Origin of the sequence: Metamycoplasma sualvi (genome assembly GCF_045276925.1) — a bacterium.
In the GTDB taxonomy this organism is placed as follows: Bacteria; Bacillota_I; Bacilli_A; order Mycoplasmatales; family Metamycoplasmataceae; genus UBA710.
The window spans coordinates 331,880-357,655 of sequence record NZ_CP174167.1 but is presented as its reverse complement, the minus strand read 5'-3'; the positions used below and the strand labels follow the sequence as shown (position 1 = coordinate 357,655).

General features: G+C 22.9%; 18 protein-coding genes. 10 read left to right on the top strand and 8 right to left on the bottom strand.

Translation table 4 applies throughout. The features are described from left to right. Window positions 1-8 precede the first annotated feature (8 nt). Window positions 9-2,987: a cation-translocating P-type ATPase gene (locus ACJA29_RS01680; protein ID WP_406602892.1), complete on the bottom strand. Its 2,979-nt coding sequence runs from the start codon at window positions 2,985-2,987 to the stop codon at window positions 9-11. A gap of 308 nt (window positions 2,988-3,295) precedes the next feature. On the opposite strand from ACJA29_RS01680, the gene ACJA29_RS01675 reads away from it, so the two are divergent. The 4 genes from ACJA29_RS01675 (at window position 3,296) to ACJA29_RS01660 (ending at window position 6,959) form a co-directional block, all read left to right on the top strand. Further along, the gene (locus tag ACJA29_RS01675; protein WP_406602891.1) at window positions 3,296-4,246 is read left to right on the top strand and encodes a DnaD domain protein; all 951 of its coding nucleotides are present in this window, start codon (window positions 3,296-3,298) and stop codon (window positions 4,244-4,246) included. Beyond that, on the top strand, window positions 4,246-5,115 hold the full coding sequence (locus ACJA29_RS01670; RefSeq protein WP_406602890.1) for an ATP-binding protein: 870 nt from the start codon (window positions 4,246-4,248) through the stop codon (window positions 5,113-5,115). Before ACJA29_RS01675 ends, ACJA29_RS01670 begins: the two co-directional genes overlap by 1 nt. Before the next feature lie 109 nt (window positions 5,116-5,224). Beyond that, window positions 5,225-6,835: an ABC-F family ATP-binding cassette domain-containing protein gene (locus tag ACJA29_RS01665; protein ID WP_406602889.1), complete on the top strand. Its 1,611-nt coding sequence runs from the start codon at window positions 5,225-5,227 to the stop codon at window positions 6,833-6,835. Next, a complete protein-coding gene (locus ACJA29_RS01660; RefSeq protein WP_406602888.1) occupies window positions 6,813-6,959 on the top strand; it encodes a hypothetical protein in 147 nt (48 codons plus the stop codon). Before ACJA29_RS01665 ends, ACJA29_RS01660 begins: the two co-directional genes overlap by 23 nt. On the opposite strand, the gene ACJA29_RS01655 is transcribed toward ACJA29_RS01660, so the two are convergent. Next, the gene (locus tag ACJA29_RS01655) at window positions 6,956-7,183 is read right to left on the bottom strand and encodes a hypothetical protein (RefSeq protein WP_406602887.1); all 228 of its coding nucleotides are present in this window, start codon (window positions 7,181-7,183) and stop codon (window positions 6,956-6,958) included. The two genes, ACJA29_RS01660 and ACJA29_RS01655, sit on opposite strands and share 4 nt — an antisense overlap. 523 nt (window positions 7,184-7,706) lie before the next feature. Between ACJA29_RS01655 and ACJA29_RS01650 the strand changes: the two genes are divergently transcribed. Next, window positions 7,707-8,678: a hypothetical protein gene (locus ACJA29_RS01650; RefSeq protein ID WP_406602886.1), complete on the top strand. Its 972-nt coding sequence runs from the start codon at window positions 7,707-7,709 to the stop codon at window positions 8,676-8,678. 160 nt (window positions 8,679-8,838) lie between these two features. Here the strand turns inward: ACJA29_RS01650 and rpmE are convergent, their stop codons facing one another. The 3 genes from rpmE to ACJA29_RS01635 form a co-directional block, all read right to left on the bottom strand. Next, on the bottom strand, window positions 8,839-9,054 hold the full coding sequence (rpmE, locus tag ACJA29_RS01645) for a 50S ribosomal protein L31 (RefSeq protein WP_406602885.1): 216 nt from the start codon (window positions 9,052-9,054) through the stop codon (window positions 8,839-8,841). A 125-nt stretch (window positions 9,055-9,179) separates the two neighbouring features. Further along, on the bottom strand, window positions 9,180-13,325 hold the full coding sequence (locus ACJA29_RS01640; protein WP_406602884.1) for an AAA domain-containing protein: 4,146 nt from the start codon (window positions 13,323-13,325) through the stop codon (window positions 9,180-9,182). Window positions 13,326-13,430: 105 nt separating this feature from the next. Further along, window positions 13,431-14,969, bottom strand: coding sequence for a TlpA family protein disulfide reductase (locus ACJA29_RS01635; RefSeq protein WP_406602883.1), 1,539 nt, complete (start codon window positions 14,967-14,969; stop codon window positions 13,431-13,433). Between the two features lie 55 nt (window positions 14,970-15,024). Here ACJA29_RS01635 and ACJA29_RS01630 point away from each other — a divergent pair, with 55 nt between their 5' ends. From ACJA29_RS01630 to ACJA29_RS01620, 3 genes are read left to right on the top strand one after another with little or no spacing between them, the layout of a single operon-like run. Further along, window positions 15,025-15,855, top strand: coding sequence for a DNA methyltransferase (locus tag ACJA29_RS01630; protein ID WP_406602882.1), 831 nt, complete (start codon window positions 15,025-15,027; stop codon window positions 15,853-15,855). Beyond that, window positions 15,848-16,363, top strand: coding sequence for a hypothetical protein (locus tag ACJA29_RS01625; RefSeq protein WP_406602881.1), 516 nt, complete (start codon window positions 15,848-15,850; stop codon window positions 16,361-16,363). Before ACJA29_RS01630 ends, ACJA29_RS01625 begins: the two co-directional genes overlap by 8 nt. Beyond that, entirely contained in the window at window positions 16,353-18,773 is a 2,421-nt protein-coding gene (locus tag ACJA29_RS01620; protein ID WP_406602880.1) for a DUF262 domain-containing protein, read from the top strand. The genes ACJA29_RS01625 and ACJA29_RS01620 overlap by 11 nt, the downstream gene beginning before the upstream one ends. Here the strand turns inward: ACJA29_RS01620 and ACJA29_RS01615 are convergent. From ACJA29_RS01615 to tpiA, 3 genes are all read right to left on the bottom strand, one after another. Continuing rightward, window positions 18,770-20,911 (bottom strand): DUF262 domain-containing protein, encoded by a 2,142-nt coding sequence (locus ACJA29_RS01615; RefSeq protein WP_406602879.1) that lies wholly within the window; start codon window positions 20,909-20,911, stop codon window positions 18,770-18,772. The genes ACJA29_RS01620 and ACJA29_RS01615 overlap by 4 nt on opposite strands. 468 nt (window positions 20,912-21,379) lie before the next feature. Next, the gene (gene pfkA / locus ACJA29_RS01610; RefSeq protein WP_406602878.1) at window positions 21,380-22,372 is read right to left on the bottom strand and encodes a 6-phosphofructokinase; all 993 of its coding nucleotides are present in this window, start codon (window positions 22,370-22,372) and stop codon (window positions 21,380-21,382) included. Between the two features lie 90 nt (window positions 22,373-22,462). Beyond that, entirely contained in the window at window positions 22,463-23,185 is a 723-nt protein-coding gene (tpiA, locus tag ACJA29_RS01605) for a triose-phosphate isomerase (protein ID WP_406602877.1), read from the bottom strand. 296 nt (window positions 23,186-23,481) lie between these two features. Here tpiA and ACJA29_RS01600 point away from each other — a divergent pair, with 296 nt between their 5' ends. Both ACJA29_RS01600 and ACJA29_RS01595 read left to right on the top strand, forming a co-directional pair. After that, complete coding sequence (locus ACJA29_RS01600; protein ID WP_406602876.1) at window positions 23,482-24,162, top strand: PHP domain-containing protein; 681 nt, start codon at window positions 23,482-23,484, stop codon at window positions 24,160-24,162. Beyond that, complete coding sequence (locus ACJA29_RS01595) at window positions 24,155-25,774, top strand: hypothetical protein (protein ID WP_406602875.1); 1,620 nt, start codon at window positions 24,155-24,157, stop codon at window positions 25,772-25,774. Before ACJA29_RS01600 ends, ACJA29_RS01595 begins: the two co-directional genes overlap by 8 nt. Window positions 25,775-25,776: the final 2 nt, after the last annotated feature.

Below are 25,776 nucleotides of genomic sequence, written 5' to 3'. Positions count from 1 at the left end.
ATTCTTCCTTAATTTTTGAAGCTAAATTTTTTTGGTCTTTTTATTAGTTCAAATCCGTTAATTTTAGTTTTATCATTTTTAGTTCATAACTTTTCATAATATTTTAATATTTCTAAACAAATAAAAGTTAAAATTCCAAATCCAGTTCCTACTAGGTAAACACTTACATCAAAATAGTCATTTCTTGAAATATTACCTTTTAAATTATTAACAGCTGCTTCTATTAAATCAAGCGGTAAATCTCCTGTGTTTTGTAATTGATAATTAGGATCTTCAACACAAATTCAAGTTAATTGAGGAATTGATACTACAAGAATAATTAAGAAAATTGAAATTAAAGAACTTAAGTAAATTCATTTGCATTCACTAAATTTTTGTTTTCAAATTACATTTGATGAACACATAACAATTGATTTTAAGACTCCACCTATTGATAATGTTAAGAATGTTGTAATAATCCCATAATTAAATCTTAATAAAGGAGCGCCTGTAGAAATTGCTATTTGCACACCCAAAATAAATGAAATAATTGTAAATACACCATGCAAGATACCATATAACATGATTTGACCAATTAATCCTCTTGCAAATATAGATTCATATTTTGATATTGGTCTTTGATTCATTAAATTAGTTGTTGTGAGTTGTGCTCCCAAGGCTACACCTGGAAACGTCTCAATAATCATGTGATGAATTAAAATTAGAATAGTAGTAATGGTTGATTGAAATTTAATATTTTGATTTAATTCATCTGCATATTGCAATCTATATTGTTCTGGAATTCCTTGTAATTGCTCAGGAGTAATTTTTCCTCATCCTCCAAGATCAAAAATAAAGTAGAAAATAATCATTCCAAAAACAATTGAAAAAATACCTGTGATATTTGAAGAAAGTAAAAATTTTGTAATTCTTCTAATATTTTCATAAATATTTCTACCCAATTTAACAGCTTCTACAATTGTTGAAAAATTATCATCCATTAAAATCATATCTGCTGCTTGTTTTGATACATCAGTTCCTGTTATTCCCATAGCACAACCTATATCAGCCGCTTTTAATGCTGGAGCATCATTAACTCCATCTCCAGTCATTGCAACAACTTGGTCTTTTGCTTGTCATGCTTTAACAATTCTAATTTTGTTTTCCGGACTAACGCGAGCATAAACTGAATATTTTTCAATATTGTTAATGAATACTTCATCTGACATCGCATCCAATTCTGTTCCTGTGATTGCTAAATCACTTTCGCTATTGATAATCCCTAATTCTCTTGCAATTGCTTGAGCAGTATTTAAATGATCACCTGTAATCATAATTGGTTTAATTCCTGCTGAAATACATTCTTTAATCGAAATTTTCACTTCTTCACGTGGAGGGTCAATCATACCAATTAAACCAATAAAATTTAAATCAAATTCATAATCTTCAGGATTAATATCTTCAAGAACTTCATTAGTAGTTATTTCTTTTTGCGCAATTGCTAAAACACGAATTGCTTCATTAGATCATTTATTATAGATTCCTTCAGCTTTTTTGACATCAAAAGCTTTGCATTTTTTAAAAAGTACATCAGGGGCACCTTTTACAATTAATATTTTTTTATTATTGATTAAATGAATAGAAGACATCAACTTCCTTTCAGAATCGAAAGGAATTTCACCAATTCTTTTAAATTCATTTTTTAAATTTAAAATTGAAATTTTATTATCAAAGGCTAATTGTAAAATTGCAATTTCAGTAGGATCTCCAATTGCTAATTTACGTTTACTTTTATCTGGATTTTCATCAATAACAGCATCTGTACATAAAGCCGCTTTAATCAACATTTCTTTTTTATTTTCATTAATTTGAATGCTATCATCTTGGTCTTTTTCAGTTCATAATTTAGTTACAGTCATTTTATTCATTGTTAAAGTTCCTGTTTTATCAGAACAAATAACTGAAGTAGAACCTAATGTTTCTACTGATGGTAGTTTTTTAATTAATGCATGTTTTTTAGTCATTTCTTTAACACCAATTGACAAAATAATTGTCACTATAGCTGTTAATCCTTCTGGAATTGCTATAGCTGCTAAAGAAATTGCTAATAATAAAGAAGATTGAATTGCTGCTACTATATTTGGGTTATTAATTATATTTTCGATAACAAATAAAGAGAATAAGAAAGTAATTAAAGTTAAAACAATTCCAAAAATTCCTAATCATTTTCCTAATTTTTGCAATTTTAACTGTAATGGAGATAACATTTGTTGGCTATCATTTAATAAATTAGCTATTTTGCCAATTTCAGTTTTATTACCAATAGCATAAACAATTCCATAACCTTTTCCATTTAAAACATTAGTTCCAGAAAAAATTTTATTTTTTTGATCTCCAATAGCATCAGTTGGTTGTGATTTAAAATCAGCATCTTTTAAAACTGCTTCAGATTCACCAGTTAAAATAGATTCAGATATTTTTAGATGAGAATCAAAAAATAAAATAGCATCAGCACTTACTGTATCTCCGGCTTCTACTATAATAATATCCCCTATAACCACTTCTTTTGATGGAATTTGAATGATTTTACCTTCTCTTAATACTTTAGTAGTAGGTGAAGACATTTTCTCTAATTCTTCAATTGCATTAGTACTTTTTCGTTCTTGAATAGTACCAAACAAACCATTAACAATATCAATTGATAACAATACTCCTGCTTCAACATAAGCAATGACATATGTAGGACTATTTTTAATATTTTGATAAATAGCAAGAGCTAATCCAATTAACCCTGTGATAAATAGAAGTAAAGACATCATTTCAAAAATTAATGTCTTTAAAAAAGCAACAATAAATGATTCTCTTTTTGCCTTTTTTAAAATATTTAATCCAAATTTGGCTCTTCTTTCTAAAACTTCATTATTAGAAAGCCCAAAATCTTTATTTGTTTTTAGATAGGACTCTATATTTTCATCAGATATAGAAATTTGTTGATTTTTCTTTTTCATAATATTTATTAATTAATAAATATATCATAATCTAAAAAAAATAATTTTTTTTCTCAATTTATTGCTCAATTTTTAGTTTAAAAATTGGGGTTAAAAAATATTTTTAGACTTTTTCACAATGTGGAAAATAGAGATAATTTATTAATAATTTATAGTGTAATTTTAATTACAAATGTGGAAAAAATATGTAGATAAGTTGTGAAAAGAAGTAAATTTATTATCTTTTTCAATATGAAAAAATCTTATTGGTAAAATAAGCATATATAACTCAAAAATAAGTTGTTTTAAAGGGAATAAAAGGAGCTATTATGGACAAAATAGTGTTTTTAGTTGAATCTCCTAATAAGATCACTAATGATGACTATAATAACTTAAGAACCCTTTATTTACCTATAATTGGGGCTAATAGTGCTGTTATTTATGAGGTTTTTGCAGATTTAGCTCAAAAAAGTGAAGGACAGCTTTTTGATTTAGATCTTTTTTATAAAAAGATGAGTATAGATCCTAATTTATTTCAAAGAAATTTAGATAGATTGGAAGCTATTGGTTTAATTAATACTTTGGAAAAAAAAGAAGATCATATTAAGATATTTTCTTTATTAAAACCTAATGATATTAATTTATTTGAAAAAAATCCTGTATTAAAAAATCATTTAATCAAAATAATCGGTTATGAAGAATATGAAAATATCTATCATGATAGAAAAAAAGTTAGTTTGAACAAAGTGAATTACATCAATATTTCCAAAAAATATCAAGATGTTTTTCCTGAATTTTTTAATGATAATTTAAATGATGATGAAATTTTATATGACACTTTAGAATTAAATATAAAAACATATCAAAATCATGAAGAAAATGTTTTAAAACTGCATGCTACTAATTTTATTAAATATATTACTAAGAGAAATCCTACAACATATGATATCCAATTAATAAATTCATTATTAAAATTAGGTTTTGGAGATAATACTATTAATTTATTTATTGATTTTTCTATTTTAATTAACAAACAAATTATTCATGCTTATATTTTAAAAATTGCTCATGATTTTATTAAAAGATCTATCAAATCATTTTCAGAAGTAAAAAATGAATTACAAAATGTTGTAATTTATAAAAATAAAAATATGCAACAAACAAATCAATCATTTTTTAAAAATCAATCATCAATCAATTGCTCTCAAGATAGTTTTAATCATAATATTCAAAACATTGATGATATTTTTGAAGATGAAGATATTAAAGGAATGTTCTAATGGAAAAAAATTTTTTATCATCAATTACTAAAAATAAACATATCAAAGAAATCATTACAGAACTAAATTTAAATGAAGATCAAATTCTTTCAGCATATCCTTATTTTATGAATATCATTGATGAAAATAAAAATATTGAAAAATATGAATATATCACCAAAATCAAAATCTATGATGATAAAAATGTTATTGCTATTTCAGTAATTAATAATAATGCTAATATTGAAATAAAAAGCAAAAGATTAAATTGATTATATTACTTATCTAATATGAATTACAACTTAAGATGAGATAATCCTAAAGAAAGTGATGAAAATAAATTTGATGAAAATATTTTTTATTGAAAAAATAAAAAATTAAAAAATTTTGATCGAAAAAAAATTGCTTTATGAACTGTTTCTTTTACAAAAAAATTTTTAAAAAAAGAATATCATCAAGGAATTTATATTTATGGAGGTTTTAATACAGGTAAAACTCTTTTTTTAAATTCTTTAGCTAATTATGCAATTAAAAATAACAAGAGCATTATTTTTTTAACTTCTTTAGATTTATTGGATTTTCTTTTAAAAAATATTGAAAAAAATAATGAATTAAATTATGAAGTTATTAGCAAAATCAAAGAAGTCGATTTATTATTAATTGATGATTTAGGTCAAGAAAAAATGAATAATTGATTCTTATCTATTATTTATCAAATTTTAGATTATCGATTTAAAAACAAAAAAACATGTTGTTTTACTTCTAATTTTTCAATAAATGAATTAAAAAAACAATGATTTAAAATTAAAGATTTAGAAAAAATTAAAGTAGAAAAAACTATTAATAAAATTTGTGATTTAACTCAAGAAATAAATTTTGATCCTAAATAATTAAATTATTTAAAATAGAAATAGTTTCTCTAAGTTATTTTTACAAAACTTATATTATAATAATTTTACAAATTATTGTATTCTATATACAAAATTTAAGGAGAATTAAGTGATTGAAGTTAGAAATCTTTCTAAAATTTTTATAGATAAAAAACTTTTTCAAGATGTTAATTTAAAATTTACAGAAGGTAATACTTATGGAATAATAGGAGCTAATGGAGCTGGTAAATCTACATTTTTAAAAATATTATCAGGTGAAATTGAACCTACTTCAGGGGAAGTTTATGTTGATAAAAATCAAAGAATATCTACTTTGGAGCAAGATCACTTTAAATATAATGATTATGTTGTTACAGATTTGGTTATTAAAGGTAATGAAGTATTAAGTAAAATAAAAGAAGAAAAAGATGCTATATATATGAATCCTAATTCAGATGAAAAAGATTATTCTAGGGCTGCCGATCTAGAAGAATTATTTGGTCAATTAGGTGGATGAAATGCTGAAAATGATGCTCATATTTTACTAAGTGGTTTAGGAATTGATGAGAGTAAATTTAATTTAGAGATGAAAGATTTAAAATCAACTGAAAAAGTTAAAGTATTATTAGCTAAAGCTTTATTTGGTAATCCTGATATTTTGATCATGGATGAACCTACCAACCATTTAGATTTAAAATCAATTAAGTGATTAATTAATTTTATTAATGATTATGAAAAAATAGTAATTGTTGTTTCTCATGATAGTGATTTTTTAGATGAAGTTTGTACTAATATTGTAGATATTGATTTTGGAAAAGCCAAAATGTTTACAGGTAATTATAGTTTTTGAAAACAATCTTCTCAATTAATGGCTGAACTACAAAAACAATCAAATTTGAAAAAACAAGAACAAATTGAAAAATTACAAAGTTTTATTGCTCGTTTTTCAGCTAATGCTTCCAAATCTAAGCAAGCTACTTCTAGAAAAAAAGCATTGGAAAAAATAACATTAGATGAAATTGTTCCTTCTACTAGAAAATATCCTTTTATTAGATTTGAAATTAATAGAAATACAGGAAAACAAATTTTAGAAGTTAATAAATTAGGTTACAAAGATAGTGATGGTAATTATTTATTTAATAATATTTCTTTTAATTTAAAACCAGGTGATAAATTAGCCATTATAGGTGAAGATGATATTATTAAAACCAAATTTTTAGAAATATTAGTAGGAAAAGAAAAAAATTATACAGGTAGTTTTAATTGAGGTTCTACAATTAAAATAGAATATTTCCCTTCAAATAATTCAGAATTTTTTCAAAAAAGTTTACCTATGATTGATTGATTAAGATTATGACCTATTGATAATGAATTAGAAGAAAACAAAGATATATCTGATCAGAGAATGAGATCATTTTTAGGAAAAATGCTTTTTAGTGGAGATAGTGTTTTTAAAGATGTAACCAAGTTATCAGGAGGAGAAAAAGCAAGATTAATGTTTTCAAAAATGATGTTAAGAGATTCTAATGTAATTATTTTTGATCAACCTTTAGATCATTTAGATTCAGAAAGCATTGATGCAGTAATAGAAGCTATAAATAGATATCAATCAGTTGCAATTTTTACAACATATAATAGAGCTTTAATTAAAGAAGCTAATGTTATTCTAGAAATTAATAGTAATTCTTCATTTATATTTAGAGGTAATTTAGAAGAATTTGAAGAAAAAATGAATTATTAAATTATTTTATTTATTAGTTGTTGTTAATCAAAATGAATCTACAACTTTATTTTCATTCATGCCCAATCATTTTTCTTTAATTTTTTCTTTAACTTTATTTGATTCATATAATAAAAATAATTAAGGATTGCAAGAATTGGCTACATATGAATTATTAGCATAATAATAAGCTTCATAAGATTGAACGATTCCAAAGGGTATATCAAAATCTCATGGAGCTTGAAATTTTAATTTGCCATCTCCTGTTTTGCTACAATCAATACCCATAAAAAAACTAGATTGACTAACATCTCAATCAAAATCAAATTTTAATAAATATCAAATATCTGTTCCTGTATACTTTATCAATATCTACTCTACCTAAAGCGATTTCATTTTGTTCACATAATAAATAGACTCCTCAATATAACTAATATATGAATCCTTATGTTCTATTGCAAAATTAATACCAACAGTTGTGTTGATATTTATTCTTGGCATTTGTTTATATATATGTGGATCATAAATAAAAAATAATATATATTAATAGGTTCAATAGGATAATTTACAGGATTTTCTAGATTTTCTCCTGGATTAGTATCTCAAGTTGTGCTTGAGAAAGATGTAATTGTAAATGGTCTCATTAATAATATGAAGAAACAAATAAAGAAATAATTAATTTATTTTGATTAATTTTTTTGTTATTTTAAATTTTTTTTCATGATAATTAAATTTTTAAAACAAATTAATTGTTTTATGATGTTTTTAAATGATGCGCTTTTGAGAAAAAAAATTTTAATTTGTTTTTAGAGTTATAATATAGGTGTGCAAGAAAAAACAAGATTTTAATGAATTACAAACACAAAATTAAAATCTGGAAAAGAGGATTTTTATGAAAAAAATAAATAAAATTACTTTTATATCTGCAGGTATTGCATTAGGAGCTGCAGCTATTGTAACTCCAACAGCAATATTATTAGCACACCCAACAAGACATATAGAAAATGGATTAATTAATTCAGTACCAACATTTAATAAAGAAAGTTTAAAAAATATAGAAGGTTTAAAACCTACTAAAGAACAAACTCAAGAAGTTGTAAGTACAGGATTTAAAGTTGAACGCGTAAATACAAGATCAACAGAAGAACAATACAAAATAACAATTATTAACAATGATGAATATGGAACAGTAACATTTGAAAATGGACAAACAGAGCTTGTTACAACCCCAGGTCAAACAGTTAATTTAAAAGTTCAAGTTAAAGATCAATATAAAGATTCACATACAATTGTTAATTTAGAAGTATTTGATCAAGCAGAACCTCATTATTCATTAGGTGTTATCAAAGTTGATGAAAATAACTATAAATTTACAATGCCAGAAGGTGGTGAAGAAGGTGCTTGATTCTATCAATCAGGACAAATTTTTGCCAAAATTACATATGGTTTAAAAAAATTAGGAAGCTGAGAATTTAATTTTGAATCAAGACATTATGTATTTAATGTAACAGAAGATAATTTTGTTTTTGATGATGTTGCAAATCCAAAATTAAAAATGCAAAAATATCCAAGTGGAGAATTTGTAGTTTATAGAATTCAATTAAATGGTCACAACATTAAAATTAAAAATATGACAATTCCAAAAAATGTACAATTAGAAATTTGTGATAAATATGAAAAATTATTTGACGTTAAAACTACAGAAAATAGTCCAGTTGTAGGGTTTGCTCAAGATGGAGTTTTAGATCAACAAGGAGCAGCAGGAATCTGACATGGTGTTAGAGCTACTGAAAAAACTTTATCAGAATTTAACTGACAATTAGATGATAAAGTAGCTCACGCTGATGCAAGTTATGATCTTTAATAAATAATCTTTAATTTTTATTAAATAAAACTGCTATATTATATTGACTGAATAACTCATATCAATTGATAAAATAATAAAAAGATCTCTTAATTGAGATCTTTCTTTTTTGTTGCTAAAATAATTAATTTATTATTTTTTTTAATTAAGAACCAAAATATTATTTTTTAGCACTTGTTGTTGCGGCTGAAGCTCTTCTTTTAAATCTTTCAATTCTTCCTGTTGCTTTTGCTACTGATGAATCACCAGTATAAAAAGAATGGCACCCTGAACAAACATCAATAGTAACTTCTTTAGCTGTTGTTAATAATTCATGTTTTTTAGAACATGTTGAGCATTCTGCATTAATTTTATTTAAAGTAATTTTATTATCCATAGTTTTACCTCTTTTTTAATTACATTTATATTCTTAGAATTTTTTTATATTACTTAAATTTTAATAAATAAAAAATTTATTTATCAAAATTTATGTATTTTTTATATTTTATAAATTTTATAAAATTATTTTTCTGATTGTCAAATAATATAATCTAAATTATTATGATGATTATTAACTAAAGAAACTTTGATTTTTTCAATCACTTGCGCTTTATCAATGTATCATTCATATTCATTGATTTTAAATGTGCTATATCCACGATCCTCTAAGAAATATTGACGATCAATTTCTTCTACCATTTGTTTAATAGTTCTATTTGATTTTCAAGGTTCAATTAATAGAGCTTTAATTATTTTTTGTTTTTTGTGCTCAATAATTAATAAATCTATATTTTTTGATCCTACTTTGAAATCAACAACAATTTCATATTTAGAACTTAAATTTTTAATTAAATCTGCATAAATACTTTTTACAATATCACTACTAAATTCTAATGGTTTTGCTTGATTGCAATTAATATTAATTTCTTGTGTGCCTTCATTGATTGAATCAATGTTTTCCATTTCACTATTTACCAATTCTATTGATTGATTGTTTTTAATGACATCTAAATATTCAATAAATTTTTTGAAAATAATTGCATTTTTATTATTAACATTTGCTACTTTAATATCATTTCCATATAATGATTTAACAATAATCATTTTTGATTTTGCTCTAGTTATTGCAACATTTAAACGGTTAGAACCACCTTTTGAATTTAAGGGACCAAAATTATTTCTTACAACACCATCTGAATTTTTACCATATGATACTGATAAAATAACCAAATCCCCTTCATTACCTTGAACATTTTCTAAGTTTGTTATAACAACATTATTTTTCTCAATTTTTTCTTTTAATTGTTCATCAAAAGTAGAATTTTTTTCAATTAATAAGTTTTCTAATAATTGTGATTGTCTAGCATTAAAAGTAATAATCAAGATTTTTTCATATTCTTTATAATGATGAACTAAAATCTCAATAATTTTGTCAGCTTCTTCTTTATTTACTTGATTTCATGTACCTTCAACATCAATTACTTCAATTCCCTTATCAGTAATTCCGCATTTAGTAGCTACTTCTAATTTATTGTGATAAATAAATTTATTTGAAAATTCAATTAATTCTTTTGTTTCTGAACGATAGTGATTTTTCAAATGAAACTCATTTCATCATGAAACTTTTGCTCTTTCTAATAATGATTCTGCTGAATCAAAATCATCTAAATCATAATCCTGATTTGTTAATTTATTAGCAAAGAATGATGTTGGTTTTAATTGTTTATCATCTCCTGAAACAACTTTAATTTTAGTTCTTCATACTAATGGATAAGCTCTTTCAATTGCCATCTGTGAAGCTTCATCAAAAATTCCATAATAAAATTCATCCATATTTAAAGGCACCATATCTGCTACATTATCAGGGTTTGCTACTCAAATAGGGAATAATTTTTTTAAAGAAGAATAATATTTTCTAACAAATTGTGGAATTGGAGGTAATGTTCCAGAAGAAGATATTCTTAAAACATTGGCTACTTCATCTTTTTCTTCTTTAGATAATTTCATTAAATATGATCTTAAAGAATTAATGTATTTTTTAAAGATTAATTCTTCTACAATAGTTGCCGATCTAATTTCTTCTCTTCTTAATTGTTGAATTATATGTTGGAAATTAATTCCTTTTGTTTCCAAGAAAATTGGATTATCTTTAGTTATATCATTTCATAAAGCAACTTTTTTTAGTTTATTAAATTGAGCTTCATTAATTGGTGCTGTAATATATTGCATAATCAAACCAACTTTTTTAAGATCAAATAATATAAAGTTTTCTAAATATAAAGTTTTGATATATGGTACTGATAATCATGAAAATTCTTTATAAATATTCATATTTAAAGGATTGAAGAAATCTTTTATGTTGTAAAGATCAGTTAAAAACCCTTCATCATATTTAATTAAATCAACAAATTTAATTAAATCTTGTACATATTCATATTCTAGAACATCTTCTCTTTGATTGTATTCTTTAAATAATGAAATTATTTCATGCATATTTTTAGAATTATCTTTAATTGATTTAATAGGTAATTCTGATTGATTAACATCATTAATAACTTTGTTGTTTACAACAAATTCTGCAAAAACAATTTCCATTTTTGCTTCTTCTTTAGCAAATGATTCAATTGATTCTAAAAATTTATCTAATTTTTTATAGTTATCATCTAAAAATTGATATCAATTAAATTTAGATAATTCTTTTTTATATTTTTCATTAAATTTATTGTATTTATTAGCTTTAGAAACTAGATCTTTTTTAGATAATTCTTTTCATTCTGGTTTTCTAGAAAATAATTTTTTAGCAAATAATTGAAAATCTTCAATTGAATTTAAAAAACTTTCTTTTTGTTTTTGAGTTTTTTCATTAAATTCAATATATTCATTTAAATTCTTATATTTTTCAACAAAAAGATTATAAGATTCAAAAATAGATACTAATTTTTTACCACCTAATAAAAAGTTTTCTACTAACTTAAAGTTTGTTGCAATTTTGGTTTTGATTTTTTTAATATGTTTGACAATCTCAGTAGAAGACATTGTTTCTTCCAATTTGTATTTTTTAACAAATTTTTTGAATTTTAAATATTCCTTAAAGAAATCATCAATTCTTGCAATATTATATTCTTCAAGAACTTCTTGCATTTGTTCATATAATGTTGTATTTCCTGTGCCATCTAAATCAAAACTTACTAGTCATTCAGAAAGCATTTGATCACCAAGTTCATTTTTAATGAATTGATATTGTTGATAGTCTAAATTAAAAATAGCATCTTGATAATCTTCAATATTTCAATGTTTGTTAACTAATTTTAATAATTCTTTATATCAATCTAAGTAATTAGCAAAAAACATTAATTCATTTGATTCTAATTTTAATGGTTCAATTTGGGCATTTCTTAAATATCTTGAAGGTTCTCTATATCATTGAGTACCTAACAAATTATTTAAAGTATCAATTTTTTTGTAAAAATCTTGTCTATGTTTATTATCACATAAATAAAGTGTAAACTGATTTAATGATTTCATTCTGCTAGTGATAACATCTAAAGCAGCTTTTTTCTCTGAAACCATTAGAACATTTTTTCCTTTAATTAAAGCATTGGCAATAATGTTAGAAATAACTTCTGATTTTCCTGTCCCTGGTGGACCATAAATTAAAGTAGATTGCTGTAAAGCAGAAGCAACAGCATATTTTTGGAAAATATTCAATGGATGACCTAGTTCTAAAATATCAGGATTCTTTATAACTTTATCTTCATAATATTTATTTGATTTAAATTCTGAAGATTTGCTTCCCTCAATTTGAGATTCAAAAGGGTCAATATTCATTTCAATTATCTTTTCTAAATCTTGTTTTAAAGCTGAACCACCTGGAACAAAGAAACCTAAAACAGCTGAAGGTTCAATTTTTAGAGTTGTGTAATTGTCTAATAATGTTTTATTATCTTCATTGATAAAATTAATTACAGATTTTTCATAACTTATTTTATAATCAACCATTGATTCTAATTTATTAATTGTTTCTTCAAATGGAACTATTTTAAACAATTCATCAGAAGAAATATGGTTAGGATATTGTTTGTTCATAATTACCATAATTTTTTCATTGATAATGATGTCATCATCAATTCTTCTTAAAAATAATTTAGAACCATCTTCAACTATTTCAACTTTTTGAATAACTAAAGGAGCTTTTACAACAAAATCATCACTAATTTTACCTTTAATAAATTGATAAGCTATATAAAGAGGTCAAATAGAAGTATCATTATAGTATTGTTTTGCATTTCTATTTAAACTAATAAAAGTTTTTTTAGATGATTTCATTTCATTTAAAAAATGATTAATAGCTTTTTTCTTATTAGTTTCAAAACTTTTTGTTAATGATTTTCTAATAGATTCATCCATTTCAAAACCATTATTTACAACTACATTTTCAAATTTATCAAGATCATCCGCTTTTAATAATTCATCCTCAAAAATTACAACACCTGAAGCTGTAGATATTTCTATTTGAGATACTTCTTTATTTAAAAAAGATAAAAAAGCATCTTTTTTTACATAACTTAAAATATCAATATGTTTTGCATCTAAATGTGTTTTAACACAATAATCTTTAGGATCAATTGTTACTAAATTTAATAATTTTTGTTTTATAGCTTTTTTCATAATCTATTCAATACCTCAATAAATTTCGTTGCTTTTAATATGCTAACAATATATTTTACAAGTTATTAATGAATATTATTGAATAATGTAGGATTATTTTATCTTTTAAATTATTCAAGTTTGAAAAATATTTTGAATAATTTCTAATTTAACTCAACCAGGAAAATAATCTACATAAATACCTTCAGAATCAATAACAATTGTTCTAGGAACAGCTGTTCCTAAATCATAAAATTGATTTCTAAAAGTAGAATTAGAATCTGCAATCATATGATATTGAGGAAATTGAGATTGGGCAAAAGATCTTAATGTTTCAATATTATCCACCGATGAGAAACATCATACTTCAAATTTATTTTTAAATCTTGAATCAATATAAAGGTTATTAATGGTCTGTAAAAGATTCTTAGAGTTTGAACAAGTTGTTTTAAAAAATACAAAAAGAGTTATTTTATCATTTTTACAATTATCAGCTAAAGAAAGTTTATTACCTAAAACATCTGTAAAATCTGTTTTATATATTCCCATACTTTTTTGATACTTAGAAGAAGTAACAGGCTTTTCTTTTTCATAAAGCTTGTTGGTTGAAAAAATAATATCAAGGTTATTGTTCTTTTCATCAATTGTATATTCTGATTGATATGACCAAGTTACATTATTATCCATATCTCTAACTTTTACTGTATATGTACTATTTTTTAATTGAAATTGTCAAGAAGGCAAATCATCTGGACCAAATCATTTCTCTTTTATCAAAACATTGTTTTTATCATAAATTTCAATAGTTGGATATATTAATAATTTTTTACCATTAGATCTTTTAATACTAATTGAAAAATTAATCAATTCATTAGGATTAGATGGTTCTGTTGGTTCATCAACAACTTTTTTAAATCCAGATTCTTGAAATTGGTAAACTTGATGATAATTGTTTCTAGAGATATCATACTTTATTATTAAAGTTTGTTCATCACCTTCTGCAGGAGTTGAAGATATAAAAGAAGATGTAACATTTTCATTAGAAACTGGTAAATCATTGAATCATGATTTTACCATTTCTTCGGTATTAATATCTTTTGCAAATATGTTGATTTTATCACTACTTTTTTCAGGTTTAATTGAAGGTTTTTTTAAGGAGCTTATATAATTGTTTACAATTTCTTGATCACTAAATTCATTAGGATTAGATGGATCTGTTGGCTCATCAACAACTTTTTTAAATCCAGATTCTTGAAATTGGTAAACTTTATGATAATTGTTTCTAGAGATATCATACTTTATTATTAAAGTTTGTTCATCACCTTCTGCAGGAGTTGAAGATATAAAAGAAGATGTAACATTTTCATTAGAAACTGGTAAATCATTGAATCATGATTTTACCATTTCTTCGGTATTAATATCTTTTGCAAATATGTTGATTTTATCACTACTTTTTTCAGGTTTAATTGAAGGTTTTTTTAAGGAACTTATATAATTGTTTACAATTTCTTGATCACTCAATATTGGAGAAGAAGGTGTTGTTTCTTCTTCATTATTTTTATTATTATTGGAGCAACTTATAAGCAAAGCAGGAGATATAACTAAAAGTGTAGTTGAACACGATAATAGAGATAGATATCTATTTTTATTTCATTTTGTTTTCATAATAATATAATAAATTATAACATGTTTGAAAACATGATAACATTTATAAGTAATTATGGCAAATAAAAAGCAACTTGTAAATAAGGAAGAGAGAGAGAGAGAGAGAGAGAGTAAATCAATAATTATTTGAGCTCTCTATGATGATGCTGAATCCTCTTATAAGAAAGCAATAAAGAAATATTTCAATAATCATAATATTGAAGTTTATTCAATTGGAATAAATGATGTTAAATTTACTGAAAAAACAAAATATTTTTATAGAAAAATAGATTTATCTTTAAATAATTTCAATTTATTTAAAGATTTAAATAAGTTACCTAAACCTGATATTATTTTAGCTTCACCTCCTTGTGAATCATGATCAGGAGCTGATTGTGATGGTAAGATGATTAGAAAAATTTCTTCTAATGGAACTTGAAAAGTTCAAAATGAAAGATTCTATGAAGATTACAACCAAAAATGTCATCCAGTTAAAAGAAGATATTTTCTTAATAAAGAAAGAGGGAGAATTATAGGTGAAAGCACAATAGGCGCAACTATTTCAATAATTAGACATTATAAACCTAAAGCTTGAATAATTGAAAATCCTAAGACATCAAAAATGTGAGAGTTCCAAGAAAATCATTGAGATTTTAATAAATATAAAGATAAACCAGTTTATAAAAATAGTACTTATTATTCATCTTATGATTCCAATTTTTCACTAAAACCTACTATTTTTAAATCTAATGTTAAATTAAATTTGAAAAAAGACAGAAATATTAATAGCAATAAAAATCACATGGCTTTAGGTAACTACTCCAAAAGAAGCGCTATACCAGCTGAATTAATTATGAATATTGTAAATCAATTATTTAAAAAAATAGGGGTGAATGTTCATGAATAATTTAAATGATTATAAATTCTCTAAAATAGGGACAAATCCAATGAAATATTTTGATAATTTTTACAAATATATCAATAATATACCTATTGGAAATAAAATAAATATTAAAGATTTTAAAATTATCCATTCAGATGTTGAAATAATGAAATTTAATTCTTCGGCAACCATAACTCAAAATATAGATTGTTGAATATGAATGGGATTATTTGTAAAAATAGGTGATAAATCCTTTTTAAAAATAATAAAAGAAAATTTATCTAAACATGAATTATTGGAATATATAAAATATTTTTTGCTAATTGATAGTGATGAGAAAAAAATAAATCAACACAGAAAAACAATAATTACAAAATTATTAACACTTAAAAATAATAAAAGTATGAACAATAATTATTCTTATGAAGAAATAATAAAAGAATGTGGACAATTTGAAAAAAAATTAATTGAAGATGAAATATTTATGAAAATTTTACAAATAAAGTGAGGTAATAAAAATAATGATAAATAGATTAACAAAAAACTTTTCATTCATAGAAGATTATAGATTTGAAATAAATGACAAGGATCAAATCATCAATTTTATTGAAAAAGCAGAAAGAAGAATGAAAGAAGTAGAAAATTGCATTTCAGATATTCAAAAAGCTTTAGAATGCATTATCAACGATTTTATACAAAGACATAATTTAAACATTAATCTAAAAGATTCATTAAGTTTAAAAATTAAATCTATTAGAGAGGATACAAGAATAGAATTTTCAGCTTATTTTTATGCTATTGCGAGAGAAATTAATTCAGCCAGAAATTTTGAACAACATAAGCATACAGATAAAAATCAATTATCTTATGTTTTTGATGAAATGGATGTTATAAAAAAATTAAAAAACTTATTTGTAATTATTAAATATTTATATCCAAATGAAATTCAAGAAATAATAACTCAACCATTTGATCAATTTAATTTTGATAAGAATGTTTATAGTAATATAAATAATAATAATAATATAAGTGCCATAAGCGAAGAAGAAAGAAGAAAAAATTCTTATTTTTCTAATGAACATGACTTAAGAATTGATCATGATAATATTAAAGGTTGACTTTCAATGTCTCATTCAAAAATTATTATTCCTATTTATCAAAGAAATTATGAATGAGAAACAGAAAATATTATGTGTTTATTAGAAGATATTCTATCTAGAACTAAAGATGACCAATCTCATTATTTTGGAACAATAGCACAGAAAAAAATTATGGCAGATAGAAATGATGAACCTAATCAAATAAAAATAATAGATGGTCAACAGAGATTAACTACATCATTACTAATTGTTTGTGCTTGTAGAGATTATTTAAAGAATAATTTCCAAATCAGAGAAATGGATTGATATAATGACATTCTAAATAGCAAAAAACATAATAAATTAGAAGAATATATTCATAATCCTGGTGGAACAAATAAAAATAATGAAATTTTTAGAAAAATTTTAACTGAAGATTTAAGTGGTTTAGAAAAACAAAAAAATAATATTTTTTTCAAAAATTATGAAACTATCTATAAATTTTTAGAAAAAAATTTTAAACATGAAGGGGATGTTATAGATTTTATTTTAATCTTTTTAAATAATTTTCATGTTGCTTCTATTAATTTTGATAATAATAAGTTCCCCAATAAAAAAGAAATGGAATTATTTGAAAATCTTAATACAAAAGGAAAAGAATTAAGCATATCTGATTTAGCTAAAAATCATATTTTTAATTTTTGTAATAATAATTTACTAAATTCAAAAGAAAATGAAATTGCCTATGGTTACAATGCCATAATAACAAATACTAAAATTGATGGAAATAAAGATGATCTTGAAACATTTTATGACATCTTGGCAGAATTGCATGGTGGAGAAGAATTGCCTAAAAATAATAAAAGAATTAAGTTTCAATCAATCAAAGAATCAATTAATTATTTTTTAAAAGAATATGAAAATGTTTCTACAATAAAAGATTTTGAAAGAATGCTAAGTTATTTAGAATCTTATATTTTTATTTATAAAGAAATTTGTTCTGATGATGTTTCAAAGAAATTTTTAAAATTTTTAAGAGTAGAAAAAATCATCAATATAATTTCTAATAAAAAGAAAACAAGATTATTTACATATTTCACTTTTATTATTTATAAAATGTTAAAAGATAATTATCAAATTGAATATGAAAATTTTGATAATACTAAAAATTCAATTTTAACAAAAGAAGAAATTCAAAATATTCAAAAAATGTTTTTATCTATATGTAAATTCGTAATTAAAACAAAAATTATTACAAATCAAGGAGATTCTAGCATAAAAAGAGAATTGATAAGAATTGCTAATGAAAACTTTGATAAAGGAAATAACATTATAAACGTTTGTCAAAATATAATTAATAACATTAAAAAATTATCTAATGAAAAATATAATTTCAATCAGTTTATGAGTAAATTGCATGATAGTTTAGAAACTAGACAAGCAAATGATTTATTAATTTTAACAGAATATTTTATGAATGATTCCTTATTAGATGAAGGAGAACAAATAAAAAGAGAAAGTAGAGAAATTGAACATATAATGCCACAATCTATAGATAAATGAATTAAGGAATTAGATGAGACAAAAAGACAAGAATATAAAGAAAAATGAAATATATTCAAAAATAAAATTGGTAATTATTTATTAATAACAAGAAGGCAAAATAAAAAAGCTACAAATGAATTATTTTTATTTAAAAAAGAAAATGTATATAAAAATTTAAGTTCTCCTCTATATATAAATAATATTTATGACAATATAGATGTTTCAAAGAAAAATGACTGAACTTTTGAAAATATAGAAAGAAGATCTAATGAACTAATTAAATATATTGTCAATAATGTAATAACTGAAAATGATTAATTAACATCATCAACAAATTCTATTAATCTATTAATATTATTTTCCTTTGATAAAAAATATGATTTTATATCTTTGCTAAGTATTGAATTTTGATCTTTTTTAATATCTAATATTTCTATTATTGATTGACCTAATCAACCTTTGAAATTATTATGAAAATACGTTTCTTCAATTTCTGTATATGTAATATTATCTAAAACATATGCTTGAATGATTGATTTAATATTTCTATAATTAAATAACTCTTTTTTAATTTTTCTAAAGTAACTAGAATTAGTAATAGCTGTTTTAAATTCCTCTTGGTGATAATACTTTTCTTTTAATTTTATGTAACCATACTTATTAACATTTTTTACATTGTTGTAAAATGATTGGTCATCTATTTCATGATAATCTTGCTCATAATCACTATAATCTCAAATTTTTTTGGTTAATTCTAGTAAATATTTAGTTCTATTATCTATGTCTTCAATTTCTCAATCTGAATTATTATTTTTTAAATAATTATTTAAAGGAAAATTATCTTCAGAAATTATTTTTATTTTCTTACTATAAAATCTTTCATTAGATAGTTTTGAATTTAATTCAGAATTAACAAGTGTTAAGTTTCCTAAAACATTAATTTTAGATTCTAACTTTTCTTTATCTCCATTTAAATTGTTATCAATAATGTTTTGATAATTTTGAGGAAATATATGTTCAATTGACAAATTGTCATATTCAATTCTTTCTTTAATTTGAAAAGTTCCTAAACGATATAAAAAAGATTTTATAATATTTTTATTACTTGAATATAAATTAGCATCTTGATTAAATACATTTTCATAAAATTCTTTAAATGAAGGCATTCTATAATCATTTTCTTTGTTATTTTCTTTATTATATAATTGAAAAAATAAATCCCTTTCCTGATTGTCGCTATTTTCTTTCAATCTTATTGTTGGAATTTTTCTTGTAATAACTTTTTCAGTTAATTTTATAAAAGTTCTACGATAAATATAACATTCTAAAATTAAAAACAACCTATTGATTTGCTCTTTTTGATCTTTATTTATTACTATTTCTTTATTCTCAATATTACTATTTAGTTCTAAAATATGTATAATTAGAACAATAAAAGTATTAAATTGTTCTTTAATTAAATTTAATTGATCTTTGTACATTTCATTTATTCATTGTTCTTCAAATATATATTGATAATAAAGAGCAAATTTTTTCAATTCATAAAATGTTTCTATACCATTGCTATTTTTAAAACAATCTTTGAAACCAATATAAATTTCTTCTTTATTTACTAAACTTTTAGTTTTATATGCAATAAAAAATCTTATTAAATCATCTTTGCTATATTTACTTTTTTCTTTTTTAGATAGATTTGATTTTCTTAATTTTAAATTATCTAAATCTAGAAATTTTGTAAAATTATACAATTCATTTGAATAACATTCTATCTTGTCATTTTTGTCGAATTCTTCATCTAATTCATTTCAAATTTTTGATAGAAGATAATTTTTTGATAAATCAAATTGACTTAATTGTTTACCTGTAGAATTTATTTTTTCGAATAATATACTTTCATCTATTTTAAAAGAATTTACAATTACTAATGAAAAAATTGTGTTAGTTAAATTTTTAATAAATTTATTCAATGATCCTTCTCTGTGTAATTCTATCATTCTATCTTGAATTAATGAATAATTAATTGAATATTTATTATCTGTTTGTTTGTCGGTTTCATTTTGATGAATTATTTCATCTAAATATTTTCCATCTTTTATATTCATAGATTCAAAATGAAACTTTTCAAATAATAATCAAAATTCATTTCTATATTTAAAATTTACTTTATCTACACAAGGTCAAATTAATAAATAATTAATTATCAATATAAAAGTAGATATTCTTTGTTGTCCATCAATAATAAAATTTTTATCATCTTTTTTAGAAATTACTATAGAACCTATATAATAATTTTCAACATCAGATGATGCAATATCATTTATTAATTGATTTATTTGAAATCTATCTCAAGTATATTCTCTTTGAAAATAAGGAACCTTTAAATTATTAATTTTTGAAAAAAAATTATATAAATCAGATCTCTCTATTGATATATCGTCTATACTATTATTTTTCATAATAATAAACAGTATATCAGAATAGAAAATTAAATAATTAATAATTTAATTAATTTTTTGTGTCATTTTAAAAAATATGTAAATACAAAGCTTCTTTTCCAGAGTTCCATGTAGTATTTTCGTCTAAAACACATTTTTAGATAATATAATTTCAACTCTTAATTGCGTATTTGCATCAGATTCAGTTGGTAATAAGTTTCATGTTCAGCATCACCTTTTCATGCTGACTCTTCACTATTTTTAGTAACTTTTACATCTTCAATTTGATATGAAGTTTTAAATGTACATCTCTACAATATTCTTCACTATATACATTTGTGTAATAATCTAAATTAATTATTTTTGAATAATTTTGATTTTCTTATTTTATAGTATGTATAAACTATAATTTCACCACTTATTTTGTAAAATTCATCACTTATTTTAGTAAAAAATAAAAAAGTAAAGTCATATCAAAAAATTAAATCATTATTTTTCTTGATTTATTTTTGCATATTTATTAATTAATTCAATATATTTAGGTCTAGGTTGTGCTAAAGCTTCTAGAATTGGTAAAGCTTGTAATTTATTATTTACTAAACCGATTGCAAGACCTGATTGTCCATCACAAAGCAATTCAATTGCATATGTTGACATTTGTGCTGCAACATATCTTTCCATACCTGTTGGGGTTCCACCTCTTTGTAAATGTCCTAAAATAGATTCTCTTGTATCAACATTAGTTTCTGTTTGAATTTTTTGAGCTATTTCTTTTAAATTCTCATAAACATGTTCTGTAACAATAATTATTACACTATCTTTTTTCAATTTATTCATTTGATGATCGACAACTTTTACGATATCTTCAATAGCCATTTTATTTTCAGCAGTTATTATTAGCTCAGCTCCTGTTGCAATACCTGAATATACAGCCAAGTCTCCTGCATAACGTCCCATAACTTCTACAAGAATACATCTATGATGTGATCTTGCTGTATCTCTAATTCGATCAATATTAGATACTATAGATTCTAGAGCAGTAAAAAAACCAATTGTATAATCTGAAGAAGAAATATCATTATCAATAGTTCCTGGTAATCCAATAGTTTTGATTCCAATTGTATGTAACAATTGAGCCCCATGATATGAACCATCTCCACCAATAACAATTAGAGCTTGAATTTGCTTTTTATCTAATTGTTCTTTAGCTTTCAATCTTACTTTTTCTTCTTTAAATTCAGGAAATCTTGCTGAATAAATGAATGTTCCACCTTGATTGATGTAACGGTCCACTTCAATGTCTGAAGCAGGTCTAATATCTCCTTCAACAAGGCCTTTATAACCTTCATAAACTAAATATGGTTCTAGCCCTTTTCAACGAGCAGCTTTTACAATTGCTCTAATTGAACTATTCATCCCAGGAGCATCACCACCTGAAGTTAAAATAGCAACTCTTTTGATAGCGTTTTTTTCCATAATCATCACTCTCTTTTTTAATGTTATTATTTGCAATACAATTAAATTTAAATTACTACATATAGATTAATAATTACTACATATAGATTAATAATTTTATTTTTTCTCAATTAATTTAATAAATGAATCTACTTTTAAAGATGCCCCGCCCACTAAAGCTCCATCAACATCTGGTTGTTTTAGTAATTCTTCAATTGATTCTGGAGTTACAGATCCTCCATATTGAATTAAAGTTTTATCTGAAGTTAATTTTCTAATTACAGCACACATTTGTTGTGCATAATCATTGGTAGCAGTTTTTCCTGTCCCAATTGCTCATACTGGTTCATAAGCAATAACAACTTTGGTTACATCTAATCCTTTTGTACATTCTTTAACTTGAGTTTCAACAACTTTTTTAGATTTTTTTGATTCATATTCTTCCAAAGTTTCTCCAACACAAATAATTGGACAAATACCATTTTCTAAAGCTATCTTAGCTTTTTCGTTAATATCTTTATTTGTTTCATGGTGATAAGTTCTTCTTTCTGAATGTCCAATAATTGCATATGTTACACCCATTTCTTTTAACATTAAAGCACTTATTTCCCCTGTGTATGCGCCACTTAAGTGTTTAGAAATATCTTGAGATGAAATAACAAATTTCTTGTTAGGTCTTTCATCTAAAGCATATGATAAATCACAAGCTGGTGCTGCAATTCCATAAATTGTTTTTGGTCTAGCCTTAAATGTAGCTTTATTAAATTCTTTAAAGAAGGCCTTTACTTCTTTAGGTGTTTTATTCATTTTTCAATTACCAATAATGATTTTATTTCTCATCTTTTTCTCCATAATTTCTTTTATATTAAAAGCATTTTAGTAAATCATTTTATATTTTTATATTGTATATATGCGAAATTATATAACTTTTATAAACTTATTTTTTAAAAAGTTTGGTAATTGTTTTGGTAACTTTTTAGAAAAAGTAATGAAGCTAAATAATAATAAGTTATATGGTAAAATTACTTTGAGTATTCAAATAGGAGTACTTTATTTTAAAAAATAAATAATTAGATTTATTGATTTAAAAATAATACTCGATGAATACTCAAAATTATAAAAAATTTGGAGAATCAATGAAAGTAAAAGTAGATTTACATCTACATTCATTTGTTTCAAGATCTAATGGTGATGGTATTAAATGAACATCTTTATTTGATGCTATTAGTAAATTGGTTGAAAATAATGTTCAAATAGCAGCTTTTTCTGATCATAATAAATTAGATGTAAATTTTTATATTGAAGCTAAAAATCTTGCTCAAACAGCCAATATTTTATTATTACCAGCCATTGAAGTGAATGTAGTGCGTTTAGATGGACAAATAGCTAATATTATTTATATTTTTGATCAAGATCTTGAAAAAGACCAATTGATAAAAATATCTGAAATTGCAAACCAAGAAATTCCTAAAAGAGGGATTAGTTTAGTAAAATGTAATACTATTTTTCAAGAATTTCAAACTATTAAAATTCCTCATGTAGGTAAAAGCGATCATTTTAAATATGAAGATTTATTACAAATTGAATATGATGCCATTGAAATATCTAATGAAAATGATAAAAACTATTTAAGTGTAATGAAAAAAGAAAATATTAATCCATCAATAGTTGCATTTTCAGATACTCATAAATGAAATGATTATCCTCAATTAAGAAGATTAATTACTTTAATTGATTTAGAAAACATTAACTTTAAAGATTTAAAAAAGGCATTAAATAAAAATATAAATTATACAAAAAGGAGAGTAGATGATTAAACAAGTTATATTTAAAAAAACTAATAGTTTTAATGCAAAACCAATAGTATTAAATTTTGATAAAAATATTAATGTTATTATTGGGCCTAAAGGTGGTGGTAAATCAACATTATTTGATTTACTAGCAGGTTTAAAAAACAATTACATTGCTGATTCTGTAATAAAAGCATTAGAAGGATATAATCTAAAATTTGAAAAAGCAATTAAATTTAGTAATGAAGAAATTTTATTTTCACAATTATCTAAGAAAAAAAATAAAGAAAAAATCTCGGATTATGAAGAAAGAAATGATGTTATTTATCAAGATGATATTATTAAAAAAGATTTAACAAGTGCTAAAGATATTGAGGATCAAAAATTTCAATATATTAAAAAACAAGTATATCAATCTGAAAGTGTTGTTGATTTCATTTTGAAATTAAAAAATTTATATAATTCAATGAATTTTTTAAATAGCATGGCAAAAAATAATGATATTAACTGATCTAATACTTTTAGAATGAATGAATTAAAAGCAGATCAAGATAAATTAATGTTATTAACAAAATTAGATTATAAAAATAATCAAATTAAAAGCATGATTGATGAAGAAGTTAATGAATATAAAAGTTTTATTAAATCGACTGAAGAGTTTAAATCTAAATTAAAAAGAATAGAAAAATTAGATAAAAATTTAATTATTGAAAATGAGCAATTTAATAAAGAAATTAATACATTAACTACTAATACATATGGAGATATTGATAAATTAAAAGAAAAATTATTAGATAGAAAAAAACAATTAGAAAATATTGCAAAAGCAACAGATATTTTTGCTTTTTCATATAAAAAAGTAATTGATAATATTAAAAATGAAAATTATTCTACTAGTGGTTTAAAAAGCTATGAAATAGCAGCTAAAAATCATTTTAAAAATTTTGCTAAAAACATTTTTAATTTAATTAAAGATTTTGAAAAATTAATTTCAGAAGATATTTATCTAGATATTAAAAATGATGAAAATCAAAAAACACCTTTAAGATTTAAAATTGACAAGGATATCAAATTAAGTGATGAATCTAAAACAGAAATTTTAAAAATTATTTTTCATTCACCCGGAAGTTCAAGAGATGATGTGGATAAATGATTAAAATCACTTTCTAAAAATGGTATTAAGGAATTTAATGAAGAAAAAATTAAAAATTGTATTGCTCGTGAAATTAAAGAAAATACTCAAATTATGGTTGATTTTGGTAAAGAAGAAAAAGATTACAACTGTTTATCATTAGGTCAAAAATCGATTTATGGATTGAAATATAAATTTAATCGTTCTTTAAATCAAGATTTATTTCTAGATCAACCAGAAGATAATTTAGATAATAATACAATTGCTACTGAAGTACTTGATCTAATTAAAGAAAAAAAAGATCAACAAGTCTTTATTGTTACTCATAATGCTAATATTGGAATATTAACTAATCCATCTCAAATTATTGTAGCTAATTTAAATAATGAGGAAGAACCTTATAAAATTTCCAATATTTTAGAAATCATTAATGAAGAATCAGCTAATTATTTAGAAGGTGGAAAAGAATATTTAGAAAAAAGATATAACAAAATAATTAATAATTAAGG